Origin of the sequence: Pseudomonas fragi (assembly GCF_900105835.1) — a bacterium.
Classification (GTDB): Bacteria; Pseudomonadota; Gammaproteobacteria; order Pseudomonadales; family Pseudomonadaceae; genus Aquipseudomonas; species Aquipseudomonas fragi.
Window position 1 is genome coordinate 4,603,659 of sequence record NZ_LT629783.1, and the last position, 22,911, is coordinate 4,626,569.

The following is a 22,911-nucleotide window of genomic DNA, read 5'->3' on the forward strand; positions in this document are numbered from 1 at the left end:
TGGCGCCAGCGCCGAGGCGCTCCACCTGGGCCAGCAAGGCTGTCGATACAACCAAGGTCGTATTAGACGATTGTCGACAATATCTATTTATTCTTTGACTCTGCACCTGTAAATAGCTAGTTTTGGCGCTATTGATTTTCAAGGTGTCGACAATATGCTGCAAGCACTGGAACCCGCCACTATCCCCCAGGATGACTCGGAAACCCTTTCCGAGAACGTCTTCCGGCGTATTCAGGCGGCCATTGTCAAAGGCGAAATCGCCCCGGGCAGCAAGATCTCCGAGCCCGAACTGGCGCGCACTTACGGCATCAGCCGCGGGCCGCTGCGTGAAGCCATTCACCGTCTTGAAGGCCAGCGTTTGCTGGTGCGCGTGCCTCATGTGGGCGCGCGGGTCGTGTCGTTGAGCCATGCCGAGCTGATTGAACTCTACGAAATTCGCGAGTCCCTGGAAGGCATGGCCTGTCGCCTGGCCGCCGAGCGCATGAGTGATGAAGACATTGCCGAGTTGCGCCGGGTGCTCGAAACCCATGAGCGCGACGAGGCGTTTCAGGCGGGCGTTGGCTACTACCAGCAGGAAGGCGACTTCGATTTTCATTACAAGATTATTCAGGGCAGCGGTAACCGCACCCTGACGCAGATGCTCTGTGGCGAGCTGTACCAGTTGGTGCGCATGTACCGCATCCAGTTCTCTGCCACGCCCAATCGCCCGCACCAGGCGTTTGCCGAGCATCACCGCATTCTCGATGCCATTGCCGACCGCGACGGCGAACTGGCCGAGTTGTTGATGCGCCGACATATCGGCGCTTCGAAACGCAATATTGCGCGTCATTACCAAGACAGCGCCCAGCAGACAGCCACTCCACGAGGTGAGTCATGAGCAATAAGAACAGTCCAGGCCAGCGTTTCCGTGATGCAGTTGCAAGCGAGCACCCTTTGCAAGTGGTGGGCGCGATCAACGCCAACCACGCGCTGCTGGCCCAGCGTGCCGGTTTCAAGGCCATCTACCTGTCGGGTGGCGGTGTTGCAGCCGGGTCGCTGGGCGTGCCGGATCTGGGTATTACCGGTCTGGACGATGTACTGACTGATGTACGACGCATTACCGATGTATGTGATCTGCCGCTGCTGGTGGACGTGGACACTGGCTTCGGCTCCTCGTTTTTCAACGTGTCGCGCACCGTCAAGTCGATGATCAAGTTCGGCGCTGCAGCGATTCACATTGAGGATCAGGTCGGCGCCAAGCGTTGCGGCCATCGCCCGAACAAGGAAATCGTTTCGCTGCAGGAAATGGTCGACCGCATCAAGGCCGCCGTCGATGCGCGTACCGATGACAGTTTCGTGATCATGGCGCGTACCGATGCGTTGGCGGTAGAAGGTCTGGAGTCGGCCCTGGAGCGTGCAGCGGCTTGCGTTGAAGCCGGCGCGGACATGGTCTTCCCGGAAGCCATTACTGAGCTTGAGATGTACAAACTGTTCGCCAACCGGGTGAAAGCGCCGATCCTGGCCAACATCACCGAGTTTGGTGCCACGCCGCTGTATACCACCGAGCAACTGGCCGGTGCTGACGTATCGCTGGTGCTGTACCCGCTGTCGGCGTTCCGCGCAATGAACAAGGCGGCTGAAAACGTGTACACCGCCATCCGCCGCGACGGTACCCAGCAAAACGTGATCGACACCATGCAAACCCGCATGGAGCTTTACGATGCCATCAACTACCACGAGTTCGAGCAGAAACTCGATGCGTTGTTTGCCGCGAAGAAGTAACAGAACACTGTGAATCTGTGGGAGCGGGCTTGCCCGCGATAGGGTCACCACAGTGATTCAGGCAAACCGTGTTGCCTGAATCGCGAGCAAGCCCGCTCCCACCTGTACATTGAATCAAGTAGTTGCCGAATCCCTAACAAATTCAAGATTGGAGAAGCGCAATGGCCGAAGCAAAAGTATTGAGTGGTGCCGGTTTACGCGGCCAGGTGGCCGGGCAAACGGCCCTGTCCACCGTAGGCCAGGAAGGCGCGGGCCTCACTTATCGTGGTTATGACGTACGTGAACTGGCGGCCGAAGCCCGCTTCGAAGAAGTGGCTTACCTGCTGCTGTATGGCGAACTGCCGACTAAAACCGAGCTGGCTGCCTACACGGCCAAGCTGCAAAAGCTGCGCGATCTGCCCCAGGCATTGAAAGAAGTGCTGGAGCGCATTCCCGCCGACGCCCACCCGATGGACGTGATGCGCACCGGTTGCTCGTTCCTGGGTAACCTTGAGCCGGAGAAAGACTTCTCAGAGCAACAGGACAAGACCGACCGCCTGCTGGCCGCTTTCCCGGCGATCATGTGTTACTGGTATCGCTTCAGCCATGACGGCAAGCGCATCAATTGCGTAACCGACGAAGAGTCGATCGGCGGCCACTTCCTGCACTTGCTGCACGACAAAAAACCGAGCGAGTTGCACGTCAAGGTGATGAACGTGTCGCTGATCCTCTATGCCGAGCACGAGTTCAACGCTTCGACCTTTACTGCCCGTGTTTGTGCCTCGACCTTGTCCGATCTGTATTCGTGCATTACCGCGGCCATCGGCTCGCTGCGCGGTCCGCTGCATGGCGGCGCCAACGAAGCGGCGATGGAAATGATCGAACGCTTCGGCTCGGCAGAAGAAGCAGTGCAGGGCACCCTCGGCATGCTGGCGCGCAAGGACAAGATCATGGGCTTTGGCCACGCGATCTACAAAGACAGCGACCCGCGTAACGAGGTGATCAAGGGCTGGTCGAAAAAACTTGCCGACGAAGTGGGCGACACCGTGCTGTTTCCGGTTTCCGAAGCCATCGACAAGACCATGTGGGAACAAAAGAAGCTGTTCCCCAACGCCGATTTCTACCATGCCTCGGCGTATCACTTCATGGGCATCCCGACCAAGCTGTTCACCCCGATCTTTGTCTGCTCGCGCCTGACCGGCTGGGCTGCACACGTGTTCGAGCAGCGCGCCAACAACCGCATCATCCGTCCGAGCGCCGAGTACATCGGCGTAGAACAGCGCAAGTTCGTGCCAATCGAACGTCGCTGAGTGAGCAGGCCCAGAGCCGATTAAAAGGTGGGAGCGGGCTGGCCCGCGATGGCATCAACGCGGTCTGCCAGAACGACCGCAGCGCTTGCATCGCGAGCAAGCCCGCTCCCACATGAGTTCCTGGCCTGTTTGCCCTTTTGTACCTACCGTGATCGAGTCCTGCGCCAATGAATACTGAATTTCGCAAAACACTACCGGGCACCCGGCTGGATTATTTCGACACCCGTGCGGCGGTCGATGCGATCAAGCCCGGTGCGTATGGCACGCTGCCTTATACCTCCCGCGTACTGGCCGAAAACCTGGTCCGGCGCTGTGATCCGGCCACCCTGAAGGCATCGCTGAGCCAGTTGATCGAGCGCAAGCGCGATCTCGACTTTCCATGGTTCCCGGCGCGCGTGGTGTGCCACGATATTCTCGGCCAGACCGCACTGGTCGACCTCGCCGGCCTGCGTGACGCCATCGCCCAGCAAGGCGGAGACCCGGCCCAGGTCAACCCGGTGGTGCCGACCCAACTGATCGTCGACCACTCGCTGGCGGTGGAATGCGGCGGTTACGACCCCGAGGCGTTTGAAAAGAACCGCGCCATCGAAGACCGTCGTAACGAAGACCGCTTCCACTTTATCGAGTGGACCAAAAAAGCCTTCAAGAACGTCGATGTAATCCCGCCAGGCAACGGCATCATGCACCAGATCAACCTGGAGAAAATGTCCCCGGTGATCCAGGTGCGCGACGGCGTGGCCTTTCCCGATACCTGCGTGGGCACTGACAGCCATACCCCTCACGTCGATTCCCTGGGGGTGATCGCCATTGGCGTCGGCGGCCTTGAAGCCGAAAGCGTCATGCTGGGCCGGGCCTCGTGGATGCGCCTGCCGGAAATCGTCGGCGTCGAGCTGACCGGCAAGCTGCAACCGGGCATCACCGCCACCGATATGGTGCTGGCGCTCACCGAATTCTTGCGCAAGCAGAAAGTGGTCGGTGCCTGGCTGGAGTTCTTCGGCGAAGGCGCTGCGGCGCTGACCCTGGGCGACCGTGCCACCATCTCCAACATGGCCCCGGAATACGGTGCCACGGCTGCGATGTTCTATATCGACCAGCAAACCATCGACTACCTCAAGCTTACCGGTCGTGAAGACCAGCAAGTACAACTGGTGGAGAACTACGCCAGGGTCAGTGGCCTGTGGGCCGACAGCCTCAAGGGCGCACAATACGAGCGCAGCCTGAGCTTTGACCTGTCATCGGTAGTGCGCAACATGGCCGGGCCGAGCAACCCGCATGCGCGCGTGGCCACCACTGATCTGGCGGCCAAGGGCATCGCCGGTCAATGGGACGAAGTGCCGGGGCAAATGCCCGACGGCGCGGTCATCATCGCCGCCATCACCAGTTGCACCAATACCAGTAACCCGCGCAACGTGATCGCCGCGGGCTTGATGGCGCGCAATGCCAACAAGCTGGGCCTGAGCCGCAAACCGTGGGTCAAAACCTCGCTGGCGCCGGGCTCCAAAACCGTGGCCCTGTATCTTGACGAAGCCGGCTTGACCCATGAACTGGAGAAGCTGGGCTTTGGCGTCGTGGCCTTTGCCTGCACCACCTGCAACGGCATGTCTGGCGCGCTGGACCCGGCGATCCAGCAAGAAATCATCGACCGCGACCTGTACGCCACGGCCGTATTGTCGGGTAACCGCAACTTTGACGGACGAATTCATCCTTACGCCAAGCAGGCATTTCTCGCCTCGCCGCCGCTGGTGGTGGCCTACGCGATTGCCGGCACCATCCGCTTCGATATTGAGAAAGATGTATTGGGCCTGGACGCCAACGGCAAGGAAATCCGCCTGAAAGACATCTGGCCGAGCGATGAAGAAATCGACGCCGTGGTCAAGGCTGCGGTCAAGCCCGAGCAGTTTCGCCAGGTCTACATCCCGATGTTCGCCATCCATGAAGACACCGGCCCGAAAGTCGAGCCGCTGTATGACTGGCGCCCGCAAAGTACCTACATCCGCCGTCCGCCGTATTGGGAAGGGGCACTGGCCGGGGCTCGTCCACTCAAGGGCATGCGCCCGTTGGCAGTGCTGCCGGACAACATCACCACGGACCACTTGTCACCATCCAACGCCATCATGCTCGACAGCGCCGCAGGCGAGTATCTGGCGAAAATGGGCTTGCCGGAAGTCGACTTCAACTCTTATGCCACTCACCGTGGTGACCACCTGACGGCCCAGCGCGCGACATTCGCCAACCCGAAGCTGTTCAACGAAATGGTGATCGAGGACGGCAAGGTCAAACAGGGTTCCCTGACTCGCCTTGAGCCCGAGGGCAAGGTGATGCGCATGTGGGAAGCCATCGAAACCTACATGGAGCGCAAGCAGCCGCTGATCATCATCGCCGGTGCAGACTATGGTCAGGGCTCGTCCCGGGACTGGGCGGCCAAGGGCGTGCGCCTGGCAGGTGTCGAGGCCATCGCGGCCGAAGGCTTTGAGCGTATTCACCGCACCAACCTGGTCGGCATGGGCGTATTGCCGCTGGAATTCTTGCCGGGTACCAACCGCAAGACCCTGCAGATCGACGGCAGTGAAACCTACGACGTGATCGGCGAACGCACCCCGCGTGCCACGCTGACCCTGGTGATCACCCGCAAAAATGGCGAGCGTGTTGAAGTGCCGGTGACCTGCCGCCTGGACACCGCCGAAGAAGTCTCGATCTACGAAGCGGGCGGCGTGTTGCAGCGTTTTGCCCAGGACTTCCTGGAATCGGCGACCGCCTAACCCCAGCGCCGGGGCCAAGTGCCCCGGCTTTTACAGGACTTAGTGTGATGGCTTACCCAGCGCAAATCAGAATTCCCGCAACTTACATGCGTGGCGGCACCAGCAAAGGGGTGTTTTTCAGCCTGCTGGACTTGCCCGCCGTGGCCCAGGTACCGGGCGCAGCCCGTGATGCCCTGTTGCTGCGTGTGATCGGCAGCCCCGATCCCTACGAAAAACAGATCGACGGCATGGGCGCGGCCACCTCCAGCACCAGCAAAACCGTGATCGTCAGCAAAAGCCTGCGCGCGGATCATGATGTCGATTACCTGTTCGGTCAGGTCGCTATCGACAAGCCATTTGTCGACTGGAGCGGCAACTGCGGCAACCTGTCGGCGGCCGTGGGCTCGTTCGCGATCAGCAGCGGTTTGCTGGATGCCGGGCGCATTCCGCAAAACGGCACGGCGGTGGTGCGTATCTGGCAGGCCAATATTGGCAAGACCATCATTGCCCATGTGCCGATCACCGAGGGTGCGGTGCAGGAAACCGGTGATTTCGAGCTCGATGGCGTGACCTTCCCGGCGGCCGAAGTGCAACTGGAGTTTCTCGACCCTGCAGCGGATGAAGAGGGCGCAGGCGGTTCGATGTTCCCCACCGGCAACTTGGTCGATGACCTTGAGGTGCCGGGCGTCGGTACCTTGAACGTGACCCTGATCAATGCCGGGATCCCGACGATTTTCGTCAATGCCCGGGACATCGGTTATAGCGGTGCAGAGCTGCAAAACGACATTAATAGCGACCCGAAAGCCCTGGCCATGTTTGAAACCATCCGCGCCCACGGTGCGCTGCGCATGGGGCTGATCGACAAGCTGGAAGACGCGGCCAGGCGCCAGCACACACCCAAGGTGGCCTTTGTTGCGCCGCCAGCGGCGTATGTGTCGTCCAGTGGCAAACCGGTCAGTGCCCAGAGCGTGGATTTGCTGGTGCGGGCCTTGTCGATGGGCAAGTTGCACCACGCCATGATGGGCACTGCAGCGGTGGCCATCGGTACCGCTGCAGCGATCCCGGGCACGCTGGTCAACCTGGCGGCCGGTGGTGAACAGCGCGATGCAGTGCGCTTCGGCCATCCCTCGGGCACCTTGCGCGTGGGGGCCGAGGCCCGTCAGGTGGACGGCCAGTGGACCGTGACCAAAGCCATCATGAGCCGCAGTGCGCGGGTGCTGATGGAAGGCTGGGTGCGGGTGCCGGGGGACTCCTTTTGATCGGGTGAACCCTTTTGCCCTCACCTCAACCCTCTCCCGGAGGGAGAGGGGGCTGTTCTGCGGTGTGACGCAAAACTGTTTTTGCCTTTAGTCCCCTCTCCCTCCGGGAGAGGCGTGGTGAGGGGCTTTTGATTTTGATCCATCAAGCGGGCATTTCAGACCCGCAAAGTCACGATGAACCTGAGGATGGAACACGACCCTTACCCATACTTTGGAGACTGCCCCATGAGCGCCAACGTCGACCTCAATAACCGCCCCGATTACGACCAGGTTTTGCAGGACATTGCCGATTATGTCCTGACCTACACCATCACCTCCCCCGAAGCCCTCGATACTGCCCGCAACTGCCTGATGGATACCTTGGGCTGTGGCCTGCTGGCGCTGCGTTTTCCGGAATGCACCAAGCACCTGGGGCCGATTGTCGAAGGCACGGTGGTGCCGTTTGGTGCCCGGGTGCCGGGCACTTCGTATCGTCTGGATCCGGTCAAGGCCGCATGGGACATCGGCTGCATCGTGCGCTGGCTGGATTACAACGACACCTGGCTGGCCGCAGAGTGGGGTCACCCCTCGGACAATCTGGGCGGTATTCTGGCGGTAGCCGACCATCTGTCGCAAAAGCGCGTAGCCAATGGCGAAGCGCCGTTGACGATGCGGGCGGTGCTCGACGCAATGATCATGGCCCACGAGATTCAGGGCGTGATGGCCCTGGAAAATTCCTTCAATCGTGTCGGCCTTGATCACGTGTTGCTGGTCAAGGTCGCCTCGACGGCGGTGTGCGCCAAGCTGATGGGCGCCAATCGCGAGCAGTTGTTGTCGGCACTGTCCCATGCCTTTGTGGATGGCCAGGCGTTGCGCACCTATCGCCATGCGCCGAACGCCGGGTCGCGCAAGTCCTGGGCGGCGGGGGACGCGTCGAGCCGTGGCGTGCGCCTTGCCGATATCGCCTTGCGCGGTGAAATGGGTATTCCCGGGGTGCTGACAGCGCCGCAATGGGGTTTTTATGATGTGCTGTTCAGCCATACCAACAAGGACCTGGCGCTCAAGCCCGAAGGTCAGCGCCAGTTCAGCCTGAGCCAGCCCTATGGCACCTATGTGATGGAAAATGTGCTGTTCAAGATCAGCTTCCCGGCCGAATTCCATGCGCAAACCGCATGCGAAGCGGCGGTGACCCTGCACCCACAGGTCAAGGATCGCTTGCACGACATCGAAAAAATCGTGATTACAACCCACGAATCAGCGATTCGGATCATTTCCAAGCAAGGCAAATTGGCCAACGCGGCGGACCGTGATCACTGCATTCAGTACATGACCGCCGTGCCGCTGGCCTTTGGCAATTTGATCGCCGAGCAGTACGAGGACGATTTTCACGCGGCCCATCCGATCATCGACCAACTGCGGGACAAAATGGTAGTGGTCGAAAACCCGCGCTACACCCGCGAATACCTGGAGGCGGACAAGCGCTCGATTGCCAATGCCATCGAGGTGTTTTTCACCGATGGCACCCGCACCGGGCAAGTTGAGGTGGAGTACCCGATTGGCCATCGCCGGCGCCGGGCAGAAGGGATTCCATTGCTGGAGGACAAGTTCAGGGCCAACCTGGCGACCCGTTTTGTGGGCCAGCGCTGTGCGCAGATTTTTGCACTGTGCAAGGATCAGGCAGCGCTGGAAGCCACGCCGGTTAACCGGTTTGTGGACTTGTTGGTGATTTGAGACGGTGTGGGAGCGGGCTTGCTCGCGATGCAGGCGCTGCGGTCTTGGCGTATGACCGCGTTGATGCGATCGCGGGCAAGCCCGCTCCCACAGCCCCTCAGGGCTGTTACTTGAAACGCCGCTCTACGCCTTTTTCCACCAGGATCTTGGCCGAGATTTCTTCAACCGAGAAATGCGTGGAGTTGATATGCGGGATGTTTTCGCGCTGGAACAGGCGTTCAACCTCACGCACTTCAAACTCACACTGGGCAAAGCTGGAGTAGCGGCTGTTGGGCTTGCGTTCGTTGCGAATGGCGGTCAGGCGGTCCGGGTCGATGGTCAGGCCGAACAGCTTGTGTTTGTGCTCGCGCAGTGCGGCCGGCAACTTGAGGCTTTCCATGTCGTCATCGGTCAGCGGGTAGTTGGCCGCACGGATGCCGAATTGCATGGCCATGTACAGGCAGGTCGGGGTTTTGCCGCAACGGGACACGCCCACCAGGATCAGGTCGGCCTTGTCGTACTTGTGTGTACGGGCGCCGTCGTCGTTGTCGAGGGCAAAGTTCACCGCCTCGATACGCTCCATATAGTTGGAGTTGTGGCCAATGGAGTGGGACTTGCCCACTGAATAAGAGGAATGTTCGCCCAGTGCCTGCTCCAGCGGAGCAAGAAAGCTGGAGAAGATATCGATCATGAAGCCGTTGGACGTGGCGAGGATCTCGCGAATGTCCTGATTGACGATGGTGTCAAAGATGATCGGGCTGAAACCGTCCTTTTCGGCGGCGTTATCGATTTGTTGCACCATAGCCCGCGCTTTTTCCACGCTGTCTATGTAGGGGCGGGTGAATTTGCTGAAGGTCACATTCTCGAATTGTGCCAGCAAACTCTGGCCCAGGGTTTCGGCTGTAATGCCGGTGCCATCGGATATAAAGAAAGCAGATCGTTTCATTTGCGCCTTGGGCCTTAAGCTGGTGACGATTCTTGGATATGATAGGCGCGCTTTTGTCGCGCTACATGACAGGCAGTGTCACTTATTTTCCAGGTCCAGGCCACAATCGCTGCGATGACTCATGATGAGCATCCAGCGCCCTGAGCTTTTCCCAACACCGTTAGTGGAGAGATCACCTTGGTAGAGTACGTAGTTTCCCTCGATAAGCTCGGCGCCCATGACGTGGAGCATGTGGGGGGCAAGAACGCATCCCTCGGCGAGATGATCAGTAATCTTGCAGGCGCTGGTGTTTCAGTTCCCGGTGGCTTCGCCACGACTTCTCAGGCCTATCGTGATTTTCTCGAACTGAGCGGTTTGAACGACCAGATCCATGCTGCGCTGGATGCGCTCGATGTAGATGACGTCAATGCCCTGGCCAAAACCGGTGCCCAGATCCGTCAATGGATCATGGAAGCCGAGTTCCCGGAGAAGCTCAACGCCGAAATTCGTACCGCCTTTGCTGCGCTGTCCCAGGGCAACCCGGACATGGCCGTTGCCGTGCGCTCCTCGGCCACCGCCGAAGACTTGCCGGACGCCTCCTTTGCCGGTCAGCAAGAAACCTTCCTGAACATCCGTGGCGTTGAAAACGTCATTCGTGCGGCCAAGGAGGTATTTGCCTCCCTGTTCAACGACCGCGCCATTTCTTACCGCGTGCACCAGGGCTTTGACCACAAACTGGTCGCCCTGTCGGCTGGCGTACAGCGCATGGTGCGCTCCGAAACCGGTACCGCGGGCGTGATGTTCACCCTGGACACCGAGTCGGGCTTCCGTGATGTAGTGTTTATTACCGGCGCCTACGGCCTGGGTGAAACCGTCGTACAAGGTGCGGTAAACCCGGACGAGTTCTACGTCCACAAACAAACCCTGGAAGCTGGCCGTCCTGCGATTCTGCGCCGCAACCTGGGCAGCAAAGCCATCAAGATGATCTACGGCGACGAAGCCAAGGCTGGCAAGTCGGTCAAGGTGATCGACGTTGAAAAAGCCGATCGCGCGCGCTTCTGCCTGACCGACGCTGAAGTCAGCGAACTGGCCAAGCAAGCCATGATCATCGAGAAGCACTACAAGTGCCCGATGGACATCGAGTGGGCCAAGGACGGTGATGACGGCAAGCTGTACATCGTTCAGGCGCGCCCGGAAACCGTGAAAAGCCGCAGCGCCGGCAATGTCATGGAACGCTACCTGCTCAAGGAAACCGGTACGGTACTGGCTGAAGGCCGTGCCATTGGCCAGCGCATCGGCGCAGGCAAGGTGCGCATCATCAAGGACGTCTCGGAAATGGACAAAGTCCAGCCGGGTGACGTGCTGGTTTCCGACATGACCGACCCTGACTGGGAACCGGTGATGAAGCGCGCCAGCGCCATCGTTACCAACCGTGGCGGTCGTACTTGCCATGCGGCGATTATCGCCCGCGAGCTGGGCATCCCGGCCGTGGTGGGTTGCGGCAACGCCACCCAGCTATTGAAGGACGGCCAGGGCGTTACCGTTTCCTGTGCTGAAGGCGATACCGGGTTTATCTTCGAAGGCGAACTGGGCTTCGATATCAAGAAGAACTCCGTGGACGCCATGCCGGACCTGCCGTTCAAGATCATGATGAACGTCGGCAACCCGGACCGTGCCTTTGACTTCGCACAGTTGCCGAACGCCGGTGTGGGCCTGGCCCGCCTGGAGTTCATCATCAACCGCATGATCGGCGTACACCCCAAGGCGCTGTTGAACTACGATGGCCTGCCACAGGAAATCAAGGACAGCGTCGACAAGCGCATTGCCGGTTACAGCGATCCGGTGGGTTTCTACGTTGAGAAACTGGTTGAAGGCATCAGCACCCTGGCTGGCGCATTTACCCCGAAGAAAGTCATCGTGCGGCTGTCGGACTTCAAGTCCAACGAATACGCGAACCTGATCGGCGGCAAGCTCTACGAGCCGGAAGAAGAAAACCCGATGCTGGGCTTCCGCGGTGCTTCGCGTTACATCAGCGAAAACTTCCGTGACTGCTTCGAGCTCGAGTGCCGTGCGCTCAAGCGTGTACGCAACGAGATGGGCTTTACCAACGTCGAAATCATGGTGCCGTTCGTGCGTACCCTGGGCGAAGCGAGCCAGGTGATCGACCTGCTGGCCAAAAATGGCCTCAAGCGCGGCGAAAACGGCCTGCGCGTGATCATGATGTGCGAGTTGCCTTCCAACGCGATCCTGGCTGAAGAGTTCCTTGAGTACTTCGACGGCTTCTCCATCGGCTCCAACGACCTGACCCAGCTGACCCTGGGCCTGGACCGTGACTCCGGTGTGATCGCGCACTTGTTCGACGAACGCAACCCGGCGGTTAAAAAGCTGCTGTCCAACGCCATCCAGGCGTGCAACAAGGCTGGCAAATACATCGGTATTTGCGGTCAGGGCCCGTCCGATCACCCGGATCTGGCGCTGTGGCTGATGGAACAGGGCATCGAAAGCGTTTCCCTGAACCCGGACAGCGTGCTGGAAACCTGGTTCTTCCTGGCAGAAGGTCAAGCCAAGGCTTGAGTCGTTGAGAGAAGAGCAGGGCAGCCGTGAGGCTGCCCTGCTCTTTATAGGCAGTGGTAGGGCGAGTTCTTTATGAGCGTCGCCCTTTTTTGTGCAAGAGCATTATGCAAAGCAGCAGTCTCCTTTTTCCCGTTGCCCTGATCAGCGCTGAGCGTCGGGGCGACCTGAGCGAAGATGTCTATCGCTTGAAACCCGCCAACAGCCTGGATATCTCCGTTGAGCTGGTGGTTACCCGGCTGGGCATGGCCGACGATAGTCAGGTACGCGGCGTGCCGGTCATTCTGTTGCATGGCAGTTTTTCCAACCGGCGCTTCTGGTACTCGCCCAAGGGCGTGGGGCTGGGCGCTTATCTGGCGCGTGCCGGGTTTGATGTGTGGCTGGCGGAAATGCGCGGCCACGGCCTGTCGTCGCGCAATGTCTGCTGGAGCAAGAACCGCGTGGCGGACTATGCCCGGTACGATTTGCCGGCCATAGCGGCCTTTGTTCGTGAGCAAAGCGGGCAGGTTCCCCACTGGATCGGCCACTCCCAGGGGGCTATCAGCCTGGCAGCGGCCTTGGGCGGCAAGTACCTGAGCGAAATGGACGTGGCCTCGGCGGCATTTTTTGGCTGTCAGATCAATCGCCGCTACTGGTCGTTGAAAATCCCTCCTGTGCAGTGGGGTGCATATTTATTGTTGCGGCGTTTTGCACAGTTGTCGGGGACGCGACTCAAGCGTGGCCCGGAAGATGAACCGGTCAGCATCGCCCTTGAAACCCTGCGCTGGAATGGTTTTATGGGGCGTTTCAAGGATGCCGAGCGTGACTGGTGGGCCGGTTTGGCCGAGGTTCAGATTCCGGCTCTGGTGGTGGCTGCGGCAGGGGATAGGCAAACACCTGAGTGGGCGTGCCGCAAACTTTTCGATCAGTTGGGCTCAGAACAGCGCAAGTTCGTTTCTCTGGGCCGTGAGCAGGGTTTCAGCTCTGATTTCAGTCACGTCGAAATGTTGGTCAGCCAGCCCGCACAGCAGGAAGTGTGGCCGTTGGTGCGTGATTGGCTACTAAAAGGCACTACGAAATCGTTGTAGATACTCTGTTGCAGGCTCGCTCCCACAGTTGAAATTTCTTTCAGACTTTGTAGCCGCTGACGAGCGGAGCGAGGCTGCGTCCGGTTGCGAAGCGACCGTAAAACCTGAGCCCGGGATTTACCTGAACGAGCGCAGTGTCCGGTTTTACGAGCGCTGCGTCGCAGTGGCGCACCAACTCGATCGCAGCCTCGCTCCGCTCGTCAGCGACTACAGGAAAACAGTTAATTCGCGTACATATCCGGCATTTGCATATAACTGGAATATTGGTTTCGCCCTTACGGCGAGTCCCTTTTGTCAAACAGCCACAAAAGGAACCAAAAAGGCCTTGCCCCTGGCGTACGGCCTTCGCTGCGCTCAGGTTCCCTCACTCCGGTCCCGCTCCGTGGGCCCGCCGCCACGGGCCATCCATGGCCCATCGCGGCTCTCCCGGCATCCATGCCGGTCGACCCACTCCACAGAACCTCCTCTCGGCCTCCCGATGGGGCGGTAGATCAAAAGCCGCCGAGGCGGCCGACCGGCCGACCTGTTGGCGTCAGTGTGTGCTGCTACGGATAGCGTGTGACCCGACGTCGCGAGGTGGTCATAACTTGTTCTTTTGTGTGATATTGGTTGCCACTAGTGGCCTGGACGACTTTTAAAGCCAGCCATCACCAAAGCGTCTATAACCATAGTGCTAACGTTATTTTCACTGTTGTGCCCACCCCCGAACAGGAGCTTTCCCGTGAATCACTACATCACCCCCGATCTGTGCGATGCCTACCCTGAACTGGTGCAGGTGCTTGAGCCGATGTTCAGCAATTTCGGCGGGCGCGACTCCTTTGGTGGCGAGATCGTGACCATCAAGTGTTTCGAAGACAATTCGCGGGTCAAGGAGCAGGCTGAACTCAACGGTGAAGGCAAAGTGCTGGTGGTTGACGGTGGCGGTTCTCTGCGCCATGCCTTGCTGGGCGACATGATTGCCGATCGGGCCGCGAAAAACGGCTGGGAAGGTATCGTTATCTACGGCTGTATTCGCGATGTCGATGTGCTCGCGCAAACCGCTCTGGGTGTGCAGGCCTTGGCCAGCCACCCGCTCAAGAGCAACCGCCGCGGAGTGGGTGATGTTAACGTGCCGGTCACGTTTGCAGGTGTCACGTTTCGCCCCGGAGAATTCATTTATGCCGACAACAACGGCGTTATCATCTCGCCAACTGCTCTGAAAATGCCGGGCTAAACGCATTACCATTAAGGATCACGGATGTTCGAAGAAGAAAACGCTCAATGGGGGCTGGTGCACGCGCTGGTGCTGGATGGTGAAGGTGGTGCGCGTTCGATTGCGCGCACCGAGCTGAACGATCTTCAGTTAAAAGCCCACGAAAGCCTCTGGCTGCACTGGGATCGCAGCCATCCGCAAACCCAGAGCTGGTTGCGTGACTCCAGCGGCTTGAGTGATTTCAACTGTGACCTGCTGCTTGAAGAAAATACCCGCCCGCGCCTGGTTCCCGCCCCCAACAATGAGCTGCTGCTGTTTATGCGCGGGGTCAATCTGAACCCGGGCGCAGAGCCGGAAGACATGGTATCGCTGCGTATTTTCGGCAGCGCGCAGCGCTTGATTTCGCTGCGCATGCGACCGCTGCGGGCGACCGATGAGTTGCTCAATGAGTTTTCCCAGGGCGAAGGCCCGAAAAACCCCTCTGAATTGATCCTGTATCTGGCACAGCACCTGACACTGAAGGTGCAGGACTTGATCGGCGAGCTGTCAGAAATCGTCGATGACGAGGAAGACAAAATAGATGCCGACGAACGGTATACCCCTGATCACAACGCGCTGTTGCAGGTGCGTCGAAGGGCGGCCGCCTTGCGTCGATTCCTCGCCCCGCAGCGGGATATTTTCGGTCAGCTCACGCGTATCAAATTACCCTGGTTCAGCGCCGATGATGCCGATTACTGGAACGAATTGAACAACAGCCTGACCCGCTATCTCGAAGAGCTTGAACTGACCCGCGAGCGCGTGGGGCTGGTGCTCGAGTCGGAAGACCGGCGCCTGAACGTGCGCATGAGCCGCATCATGTACCGCTTTGGCGTGCTCACGGGGATCTTTCTGCCGATCACCTTTATTACCGGTTTGCTGGGTATTAATGTGGGCGGCGTGCCGTTCTCCGATGACTCCTATGGCTTTGCGATAACTTGCGCTGTGATGCTGGTGATCGGGGCGGGGCAATGGTGGTTTTACCGCCGTTTGCAGTGGCTGTGATCGGGGTGGATGTGACCCCGGCAAATGTCCCTTCGTCTTTTACTGACTTACCGAGAGGTGCATATGCACGATCCGTTTGAACAGTCGTTGCGTGAAATGCTCAAGGCCGAGCCGTCCAACCGGGACGACGACGCTTGCCTGGGCCGCGTGCTGAAAACCGCCAACCGCCAGGTCGGTGCGGGGGACCTTTTCAGCCTGTTGGGCCGCTGGATGCAAGCACTGATGATTGCTTTGAACAGCGGTTCGGCTCATATTGCGCCCGTTTCGCGACGCAAACCTGCTGCTCGCCCTGTTGATAAGGCTGATTGAACATGGAATTGAATGTCTGGACCCAAAGCCTGGTCGCGGCGATGACTGCCTTGTGGACCAAGATTGCGAACTTTATTCCCAACCTCTTCGGTGCGTTGGTGGTGGTACTGCTGGGCTTCGTGGTTGCCAAACTGCTTGACGCCCTGCTGTCCAAGCTACTCGCCAAACTGGGCCTTGATCGCCTGATGGGTGGCACAGGGCTGACCAAGATTCTGGCCCGGGTCGGCATCCAGGTCCCTATTTCGACGCTGATTGGCAAGATTGTTTACTGGTTTGTGTTGCTGGTGTTCCTGGTTTCGGCGGCGCAGTCGCTGGGCCTGGACCGCGTATCATCTGCGCTGGACCTGTTGACGGTCTATTTGCCCAAGGTCTTTGGTGCGCTGCTGGTTCTGCTGGCAGGTGTGTTGCTGGCCCAGGTGCTCAATGGCCTGGTGCGTGGTGCTGCCGAGAGCGTGGGTTTTGATTACGCCAGCGGCCTGGGGCGGGTAACCCAGGGTCTGGTCATTATCATCAGTATTTCCGTGGCCATCAGCCAGCTTGAGGTCAAAACCGACCTGCTGAACCACGTTATTGTGATCGTATTGATTACCGTTGGTCTGGCGATTGCCCTGGCAATGGGGCTGGGCAGCCGCGAAATCGCGGGTCAGATACTGGCGGGGATCTATGTGCGTGAGTTGTATCAGGTAGGGCAGGAAGTGCGTGTGGGCGAGGTCGAAGGGCAGATCGAGGAAATTGGCACGGTTAAAACCACGTTGCTGACCGATGAGGGTGAGCTAGTCTCCATCTCGAACCGGATCTTGTTGGAGCAGCATGTAACCAGCCGCTAAGGCGGTAAACCCTGCTAATGTACGCCGCCGCAAAAATAGCCATGATTCAAAGGCTGCGGCGGACATTGACCTGACTGTTGGCACAACTCGTTTTGAATAAAGCCCAATCGCTATCCATGCGCTATGACCCCCGCGAGCTCTCTGATGAGGAGCTGGTGGCGCGCTCGCATGATGAGTTGTTTCACGTCACGCGCGCCTATGAAGAGCTGATGCGCCGCTATCAACGTACTTTGTTCAACGTTTGTTCAAGGTATTTAGGGAACGATAGAGACGCTGATGATGTCTGTCAGGAAGTCATGCTGAAAGTGCTGTACGGTTTGAAGAATTTCGAAGGCAAATCGAAATTCAAGACATGGCTATATAGCATCACCTACAACGAATGCATTACGCAGTATCGCAAGGAACGGCGAAAGCGTCGCTTGATGGACGCATTAAGCATTGACCCCCTCGAGGAAGCGTCCGAAGAAAAGGCGCCGAAACCTGAGGAAAAGGGCGGGCTTGATCGCTGGCTGGTGCATGTGAATCCGATTGATCGGGAGATTTTGGTGCTGCGATTTGTCGCAGAACTGGAATTTCAGGAAATCGCAGACATAATGCATATGGGTTTGAGCGCGACAAAGATGCGTTACAAGCGTGCTCTTGATAAATTGCGTGAGAAATTTGCAGGCATTGCTGAAACTTAGTTCAGCGCAAATGGCTCTACGTGTAGGCAAGGTCTGATAGACTTGCCGCCGAGTTGTCCCCCGGTTGTGGGACTGCTTTACAATCACCAGATGGGGATTTAACGGATGAAACTGAAAAACACCTTGGGCATTGCCATTGGTTCCTTTGTAGCCGCAACTTCGTTCGGTGCCCTGGCACAAGGCCAAGGCGCGGTCGAGGGTGAACTGTTCTACAAAAAACAGTACAACGACAGCGTCAAGCACGTAGAAGACGGCTACAACCCAGGCGCATCGATCGGTTACTTCCTGACCGACGACGTTTCGTTGAACCTGACCTACGACACCACCAACCACACCCGTTCGAATGACGGCACTGGCCACCAGAAAATCAAAGGCGACAACTTTGGTCTGAACGCTCAGTACCACTTCGGCACCGTAGGCGACGCTCTGCGTCCATACGTTTCCGGCGGTGTTGCTCACAAGAGCATGACCAACGTTGAGGCTGACGGCCACAGCGGTCGTGACAAGTCGACTTTCCTGACTGCAGGCGCTGGTGTTAAGTGGTACATCACTGACAACCTGTTCGCCCGTGCTGGCGTTGAAGCTGACTACAAACTGGACAACGGCAAGTGGGACTACGCTCCTACCGTTGGTCTGGGTGTGAACTTCGGCGGCAACGGCGGTAAAGTCGCTCCTGCTCCAGTTCCAGCTCCAGCACCAGTTGAAGCAGAACCAGAAGCTCCGATCGCTGAAGTTGTTCGCGTTGAACTTGACGTGAAATTCGACTTCGACAAGTCGGTTGTTAAATCGCAGTACATGCCTGATATCAACAACGTTGCTGATTTCATGAAGCAGTACCCTGCGACCACCACTACTGTTGCTGGTTACACTGACAGCATCGGTCCAGACGCCTACAACCAGAAACTGTCGCAGCGTCGTGCTGACGCTGTTCGTGCAGCCCTGGTTAACCAAGGTGTTGCAGCCAACCGTGTAGACGCAGTTGGCCACGGCGAAGCCAACCCAGTTGCAAGCAACGCAACTGAAGAAGGCCGTGCTCTGAACCGTCGCGTAGAAGCTACCGTTCAAGCAGAAGCTAAGTAATTTTTAGCTAGGCTGTTCAGAAAAACCCGGCTCCGGCCGGGTTTTTCTTTGCCTGTGATTTAGCGAAGCGCGCAGCTATAATCGCGCTCTCTTCAAGTAACCCTTTGAGTCCAATCAGCCCATGTATAACCTGGCCCGCCAGTTGCTCTTCAAACTTTCCCCTGAAACCTCCCACGACCTGTCCCTGGACTTGATCGGCGCAGGTGGCCGTCTTGGGCTTAACGGTTTGTTGTGCAAGGCGCCGGCAAGGCTGCCAGTGAAGGTGATGGGGCTGGAATTTCCGAACCCGGTCGGTCTGGCCGCGGGGCTGGACAAAAATGGTGCGGCCATTGATGGCTTTGCACAGCTGGGTTTTGGCTTCGTTGAGATCGGCACCGTGACGCCGCGTCCTCAGCCGGGCAACCCCAAGCCACGTATTTTCCGACTGCCTGAAGCACAAGCGATCATCAACCGCATGGGGTTCAACAACCTTGGCGTTGATCATCTGCTGACGCGGGTTCAGGCAGCCAGGTACAGCGGTATCCTGGGTATCAATATCGGCAAGAACTTCGACACGCCGGTTGAGCGTGCGGTCGATGACTACCTGATTTGCCTGGACAAGGTGTATGAGCACGCCAGCTATGTGACTGTAAACGTCAGCTCGCCCAACACTCCAGGTTTGCGCAGCCTGCAATTCGGTGATTCGCTCAAGCAATTGCTCGAAGCCCTACAGGTGCGTCAGAACGAACTGACACAGCGCCACGGCAAGCGCGTACCGCTGGCGATCAAGATCGCCCCTGACATGACCGACGAAGAAACCGTGCTCGTGGCTCAGGCGCTGCTTGAGACGGGTATGGACGCGGTTATCGCCACCAACACAACACTGAGCCGGGTGGGTGTGGAAGGGATGGAGCATGGCGACGAGGCGGGTGGGCTGTCCGGTGCCCCGGTACGCGAGAAAAGCACTCACACCGTCAAGGTTCTGGCTGGCGAGCTGGCGGGTCGCATGCCGATCATCGCTGCAGGCGGGATCACCGAAGGCAAGCACGCGGCTGAGAAGATCGCTGCGGGTGCCAGCCTGGTACAGATCTACTCGGGCTTTATCTACAAGGGCCCGGCCTTGATTCGTGAGTCGGTCGACGCCATTTCTGCCTTGCCACGTTGATTGGCAGGCAATAAAAAGGGCTCCCCTAAGGAGCCCTTGGGCCGAAGCCCGCCGCCTGGATAGGACGGCAAGGTTGAGTCGGTACAGCTTCGAGGTGATGTCGGATCTTGCCCAGAGTTAGCCGACGGCGTGAAGTTCGTTGAGTCTGTGGATGCCCGCAGTGCCAGTCATACCGTCCCAGTTGTCGCCGCGTCCTTCGCGCCAGCCGTTAATCCAGGCTTGGCGTACCGACGGTAGAGTAAAAGGGCAAAGCTCGCGGGATTTTCCAGTAACACCGTATTGATATCCGCGTAGGAACGCTTTTTCCAACGGATCACGCTTAAGTCTTCTCATAGGGTATTGCCCTCACTTGTTGACTGTTTTATTTAGCGTCGACCTTCCTGAGGTCGGGGCAGAGTGTTCTGCCGTTGGTGTGCTCGCTGCCGGCGTGGCGAGCATTTCGTCAGGGCCTGTGCGGCCATAACCTGTGTTGAGTTCTAACCAATGCGCCAAGGCGTGTGAATGATCGTTTTGTCATAAGGACGTAACGATAATGGTGTTAAGGCCATAAGTAAGGTCGCTTTTTCGCTGCGAATTACGACCAAAGCCTGATAGGGCGAGTGTTTGCAAAGCTGATGAGTTTCATTCTCTGCCGTGAATAACCGCCCGTTTCAATGGGGCACTATTCGACGAAGGGTCTGAATATGACCAGTTGTTTCTCGATAAATGACCTGCCTCTGCGTCTAAACTCTTCGTGCCTCAAGGCATGAATGACGCTTCGGTGGAACGGCACAGTTTCGTGCCATGCGAGCGCTCTTCAAGAAAAGCGCTTGATTGAAAACGGAGCAGGCAATGCGTTGCCTCTTCACAGATAGCTTAAAGCTCAGGAATCCCATGTCGGATCGTTACGAACTCTTCCTTACCTGCCCCAAAGGCCTTGAAGGCCTGCTCCTCGACGAGGCCACCGGCCTAGGCCTGGAGGAAGCCCGCGAGCATACCTCGGCCATTCGAGGCATGGCGGATATGGAAACTGCCTACCGCCTGTGTCTGTGGTCGCGTCTTGCCAACCGTGTGCTGCTAGTGCTCAAGCGTTTCCCGATGAAGGACGCTGAAGACCTGTACCACGGTGTGCTGGACGTTGACTGGCAAGACCATATGGTCCCGGATGGCACCCTGGCCGTTGAGTTCAGTGGTCACGGTTCGGGTATCGACAACACCCACTTCGGTGCGTTGAAGGTAAAGGACGCCATCGTCGACAAACTGCGCACGCCAAGCGGCGAGCGTCCTTCGATCGACAAGATCAGCCCGGACATGCGCATCCACCTGCGCCTGGACCGTGGCGAAGCCATTCTGTCGCTGGACCTGTCGGGCAGCAGCCTGCACCAGCGTGGCTACCGTCTGCAGCAGGGTGCAGCCCCGCTGAAGGAAAACCTCGCGGCAGCCATCCTTATTCGTGCGGGCTGGCCACGTATGGCCGCCGAAGGCGCTGCCCTGGCTGACCCGATGTGCGGTGTGGGTACGTTCCTCGTCGAAGGTGCAATGATTGCCGCCGATATGGCACCGAACCTCAATCGTATCCATTGGGGTTTCGATGCCTGGCTCGGTCACATTCCGGCCATCTGGAAAAAACTCCACGACGAAGCCACCGAGCGCGCCGAGATCGGCATGGCCAAGCCACCGCTGTGGATTCGTGGTTATGAAGCCGATCCGCGCCTGATCCAGCCAGCGCGCAACAATATCGAGCGTGCGGGCCTGAGCCACTGGATCAAGATTTACCAGGGCGAAGTCGCGACCTTCGAGCCACGCCCGGACCAGAACCAGAAAGGCCTGGTGATCTGTAACCCGCCCTACGGCGAGCGTCTGGGTGATGAGGCGAGCCTGCTCTACCTCTACCAGAACCTCGGCGAACGCCTGCGTCAGGCCTGTCTGAACTGGGAGGCGGCGGTATTTACCGGTGCTCCGGACCTGGGCAAGCGCATGGGTATCCGTAGCCACAAGCAGTATTCGTTCTGGAACGGCGCCTTGCCGTGCAAGCTGTTGTTGATCAAGGTGGTGCCGGATCAGTTCGTGACTGGCGAGCGTCGTACTCCCGAGCAGCGTCAGGCTGAGCGCGAGCAGGCTGAGTCCGATCTGCCTTCCAACATCGAAGCGCCGACCAAGTACGAGAAGTTCAACAAGAACGGCAACCCGATCAAGCCGGCCCCGGTGGTGATCGAGCAGCCGCGCTTGAGCGAAGGCGGGCAGATGTTTGCCAATCGCCTGCAAAAGAACCTCAAGGCCCTGGGCAAGTGGGTCAAGCGCGAAGGCATCGATTGCTACCGTGTCTACGACGCCGACATGCCTGAGTACTCGATGGCTATCGACCTGTATCACGACTGGGTTCACGTCCAGGAGTACGCGGCACCCAAGTCCATCGATCCGGTGAAAGCTTCGGAGCGTATGTTCGATGCATTGGCGGCCATCCCGCAGGCACTGAACGTCGACAAGAGCCGGGTGATCGTCAAGCGCCGCGAGCGTCAGAGCGGTACCAAGCAGTACGAGCGTCAGAGTGCCCAGGGCAAGTTCACCGAGGTCAATGAAGGCGGCGTCAAGCTGCTGGTCAACCTCACTGACTACCTGGACACCGGTCTGTTCCTGGACCACCGCCCGATGCGCATGCGCATCCAGAAAGAAGCCGCGGGCAAGCGCTTCCTCAATCTGTACTGCTACACCGCAACGGCCAGTGTGCATGCAGCCAAGGGCGGCGCGCGCAGCACCACCAGCGTTGACCTGTCGAAAACTTATCTGGACTGGGCGCGTCGCAACCTGTCCCTGAACGGTTTCTCGGACAAGAACCGTCTGGAGCAGAGTGATGTGATGGTGTGGCTGGATGCCTGCCGCGAAGAGTACGACCTGATCTTTATCGATCCGCCGACTTTCTCCAACTCCAAGCGCATGGAAGGTATCTTCGATGTGCAGCGCGATCACGTGCAATTGCTGGATCTGGCCATGGCCCGTCTGGCGCCGGGTGGCGTGCTGTACTTCTCGAACAACTTCCGCAAGTTCATTCTTGATGAGCATCTGGAAGCGCGTTATTCGGTCGAAGAAATCACTGCCAGCACCATCGACCCGGACTTTGCCCGCAACAGCAAAATCCACCGTGCCTGGAAAATCATGGCGCGCTGAGAGTCGTTGGCGTGATTGTGGGAGCGGGCTTGCTCGCGATGGTGTCGCCGCGGTTTGCCTGATTAACCGTGTCGCCTGCATCGCGGGCAAGCCCGCTCCCACAGGGCAGAGCTGCTCTCAAGGCAATTGCGCTCACAAAAAAAACGCCCCTGATCGCAAGATCAGGGGCGTTTTTTATTGCCTGGCCTATGC

General features: G+C 58.6%; 18 protein-coding genes. 16 read left to right on the forward strand and 2 right to left on the reverse strand.

The window, feature by feature from the left end:
- Positions 1-154: 154 nt before the first annotated feature.
- The 6 genes from BLU25_RS21190 to prpD all read left to right on the forward strand — a co-directional run bounded on the left by BLU25_RS21190 (position 155) and on the right by prpD (position 8,757).
- On the forward strand, positions 155-877 hold the full coding sequence (locus BLU25_RS21190; RefSeq protein ID WP_016779900.1) for a GntR family transcriptional regulator: 723 nt from the start codon (positions 155-157) through the stop codon (positions 875-877).
- A complete protein-coding gene (gene prpB, locus BLU25_RS21195) occupies positions 874-1,761 on the forward strand; it encodes a methylisocitrate lyase (RefSeq protein WP_016779901.1) in 888 nt (295 codons plus the stop codon). Before BLU25_RS21190 ends, prpB begins: the two co-directional genes overlap by 4 nt.
- Before the next feature lie 161 nt (positions 1,762-1,922).
- Positions 1,923-3,050, forward strand: a complete 1,128-nt coding sequence (gene prpC / locus BLU25_RS21200; RefSeq protein WP_016779902.1) for a bifunctional 2-methylcitrate synthase/citrate synthase — start codon at positions 1,923-1,925, stop codon at positions 3,048-3,050.
- Positions 3,051-3,217: 167 nt separating this feature from the next.
- The gene (gene acnD / locus BLU25_RS21205; RefSeq protein WP_083369817.1) at positions 3,218-5,809 is read left to right on the forward strand and encodes a Fe/S-dependent 2-methylisocitrate dehydratase AcnD; all 2,592 of its coding nucleotides are present in this window, start codon (positions 3,218-3,220) and stop codon (positions 5,807-5,809) included.
- A gap of 47 nt (positions 5,810-5,856) precedes the next feature.
- Positions 5,857-7,047, forward strand: a complete 1,191-nt coding sequence (prpF, locus tag BLU25_RS21210) for a 2-methylaconitate cis-trans isomerase PrpF (RefSeq protein ID WP_016779904.1) — start codon at positions 5,857-5,859, stop codon at positions 7,045-7,047.
- A 225-nt stretch (positions 7,048-7,272) separates the two neighbouring features.
- The gene (gene prpD, locus BLU25_RS21215) at positions 7,273-8,757 is read left to right on the forward strand and encodes a 2-methylcitrate dehydratase (RefSeq protein ID WP_016779905.1); all 1,485 of its coding nucleotides are present in this window, start codon (positions 7,273-7,275) and stop codon (positions 8,755-8,757) included.
- Positions 8,758-8,863: 106 nt separating this feature from the next.
- On the opposite strand, the gene ppsR is transcribed toward prpD, so the two are convergent.
- Positions 8,864-9,682 (reverse strand): posphoenolpyruvate synthetase regulatory kinase/phosphorylase PpsR, encoded by an 819-nt coding sequence (gene ppsR / locus BLU25_RS21220; protein WP_016779906.1) that lies wholly within the window; start codon positions 9,680-9,682, stop codon positions 8,864-8,866.
- Between the two features lie 177 nt (positions 9,683-9,859).
- Here ppsR and ppsA point away from each other — a divergent pair, with 177 nt between their 5' ends.
- The 9 genes from ppsA to BLU25_RS21270 all read left to right on the forward strand — a co-directional run bounded on the left by ppsA (position 9,860) and on the right by BLU25_RS21270 (position 19,575).
- Positions 9,860-12,235 carry a phosphoenolpyruvate synthase gene (gene ppsA, locus BLU25_RS21225; RefSeq protein WP_083369818.1) on the forward strand — a complete coding sequence of 792 codons (2,376 nt, stop codon included), beginning with the start codon at positions 9,860-9,862 and terminating at the stop codon, positions 12,233-12,235.
- Between the two features lie 104 nt (positions 12,236-12,339).
- On the forward strand, positions 12,340-13,299 hold the full coding sequence (locus tag BLU25_RS21230) for an alpha/beta fold hydrolase (RefSeq protein ID WP_016779909.1): 960 nt from the start codon (positions 12,340-12,342) through the stop codon (positions 13,297-13,299).
- Positions 13,300-14,020: 721 nt separating this feature from the next.
- The gene (rraA, locus tag BLU25_RS21240) at positions 14,021-14,512 is read left to right on the forward strand and encodes a ribonuclease E activity regulator RraA (protein WP_016779910.1); all 492 of its coding nucleotides are present in this window, start codon (positions 14,021-14,023) and stop codon (positions 14,510-14,512) included.
- Positions 14,513-14,536: 24 nt separating this feature from the next.
- A complete protein-coding gene (locus tag BLU25_RS21245) occupies positions 14,537-15,532 on the forward strand; it encodes a CorA family divalent cation transporter (protein WP_016779911.1) in 996 nt (331 codons plus the stop codon).
- A 63-nt stretch (positions 15,533-15,595) separates the two neighbouring features.
- Positions 15,596-15,841 (forward strand): hypothetical protein, encoded by a 246-nt coding sequence (locus BLU25_RS21250; protein WP_016779912.1) that lies wholly within the window; start codon positions 15,596-15,598, stop codon positions 15,839-15,841.
- Between the two features lie 2 nt (positions 15,842-15,843).
- The gene (locus BLU25_RS21255; protein WP_016779913.1) at positions 15,844-16,668 is read left to right on the forward strand and encodes a mechanosensitive ion channel family protein; all 825 of its coding nucleotides are present in this window, start codon (positions 15,844-15,846) and stop codon (positions 16,666-16,668) included.
- 92 nt (positions 16,669-16,760) lie between these two features.
- The gene (gene sigX, locus BLU25_RS21260; protein ID WP_029611289.1) at positions 16,761-17,351 is read left to right on the forward strand and encodes an RNA polymerase sigma factor SigX; all 591 of its coding nucleotides are present in this window, start codon (positions 16,761-16,763) and stop codon (positions 17,349-17,351) included.
- Between the two features lie 105 nt (positions 17,352-17,456).
- A complete protein-coding gene (locus tag BLU25_RS21265) occupies positions 17,457-18,431 on the forward strand; it encodes an OmpA family protein (protein WP_016779915.1) in 975 nt (324 codons plus the stop codon).
- Between the two features lie 121 nt (positions 18,432-18,552).
- Positions 18,553-19,575: a quinone-dependent dihydroorotate dehydrogenase gene (locus BLU25_RS21270; RefSeq protein WP_016779916.1), complete on the forward strand. Its 1,023-nt coding sequence runs from the start codon at positions 18,553-18,555 to the stop codon at positions 19,573-19,575.
- 117 nt (positions 19,576-19,692) lie between these two features.
- Here the strand turns inward: BLU25_RS21270 and rmf are convergent, their stop codons facing one another.
- A complete protein-coding gene (gene rmf / locus BLU25_RS21275) occupies positions 19,693-19,908 on the reverse strand; it encodes a ribosome modulation factor (RefSeq protein WP_081481023.1) in 216 nt (71 codons plus the stop codon).
- A 540-nt stretch (positions 19,909-20,448) separates the two neighbouring features.
- Here rmf and rlmKL point away from each other — a divergent pair.
- Positions 20,449-22,719 (forward strand): bifunctional 23S rRNA (guanine(2069)-N(7))-methyltransferase RlmK/23S rRNA (guanine(2445)-N(2))-methyltransferase RlmL, encoded by a 2,271-nt coding sequence (rlmKL, locus tag BLU25_RS21280; RefSeq protein ID WP_083369819.1) that lies wholly within the window; start codon positions 20,449-20,451, stop codon positions 22,717-22,719.
- Positions 22,720-22,911: the final 192 nt, after the last annotated feature.

Excerpts from the sequence above, each read along its gene's own strand:
- ppsR (WP_016779906.1), bottom strand. The coding sequence starts at position 9,682 with ATGAAACGATCTGCTTTCTTTATATCCGATGGCACCGGCATTACAGCC.
- prpD (WP_016779905.1), top strand. The coding sequence starts at position 7,273 with ATGAGCGCCAACGTCGACCTCAATAACCGCCCCGATTACGACCAGGTT.
- prpF (WP_016779904.1), top strand. The coding sequence starts at position 5,857 with ATGGCTTACCCAGCGCAAATCAGAATTCCCGCAACTTACATGCGTGGC.
- acnD (WP_083369817.1), top strand. The coding sequence starts at position 3,218 with ATGAATACTGAATTTCGCAAAACACTACCGGGCACCCGGCTGGATTAT.
- BLU25_RS21255 (WP_016779913.1), top strand. The coding sequence starts at position 15,844 with ATGGAATTGAATGTCTGGACCCAAAGCCTGGTCGCGGCGATGACTGCC.
- rmf (WP_081481023.1), bottom strand. The coding sequence starts at position 19,908 with ATGAGAAGACTTAAGCGTGATCCGTTGGAAAAAGCGTTCCTACGCGGA.
- rlmKL (WP_083369819.1), top strand. The coding sequence starts at position 20,449 with ATGTCGGATCGTTACGAACTCTTCCTTACCTGCCCCAAAGGCCTTGAA.
- BLU25_RS21230 (WP_016779909.1), top strand. The coding sequence starts at position 12,340 with ATGCAAAGCAGCAGTCTCCTTTTTCCCGTTGCCCTGATCAGCGCTGAG.
- BLU25_RS21265 (WP_016779915.1), top strand. The coding sequence starts at position 17,457 with ATGAAACTGAAAAACACCTTGGGCATTGCCATTGGTTCCTTTGTAGCC.
- BLU25_RS21190 (WP_016779900.1), top strand. The coding sequence starts at position 155 with ATGCTGCAAGCACTGGAACCCGCCACTATCCCCCAGGATGACTCGGAA.
- BLU25_RS21270 (WP_016779916.1), top strand. The coding sequence starts at position 18,553 with ATGTATAACCTGGCCCGCCAGTTGCTCTTCAAACTTTCCCCTGAAACC.
- prpB (WP_016779901.1), top strand. The coding sequence starts at position 874 with ATGAGCAATAAGAACAGTCCAGGCCAGCGTTTCCGTGATGCAGTTGCA.
- BLU25_RS21245 (WP_016779911.1), top strand. The coding sequence starts at position 14,537 with ATGTTCGAAGAAGAAAACGCTCAATGGGGGCTGGTGCACGCGCTGGTG.
- BLU25_RS21250 (WP_016779912.1), top strand. The coding sequence starts at position 15,596 with ATGCACGATCCGTTTGAACAGTCGTTGCGTGAAATGCTCAAGGCCGAG.
- prpC (WP_016779902.1), top strand. The coding sequence starts at position 1,923 with ATGGCCGAAGCAAAAGTATTGAGTGGTGCCGGTTTACGCGGCCAGGTG.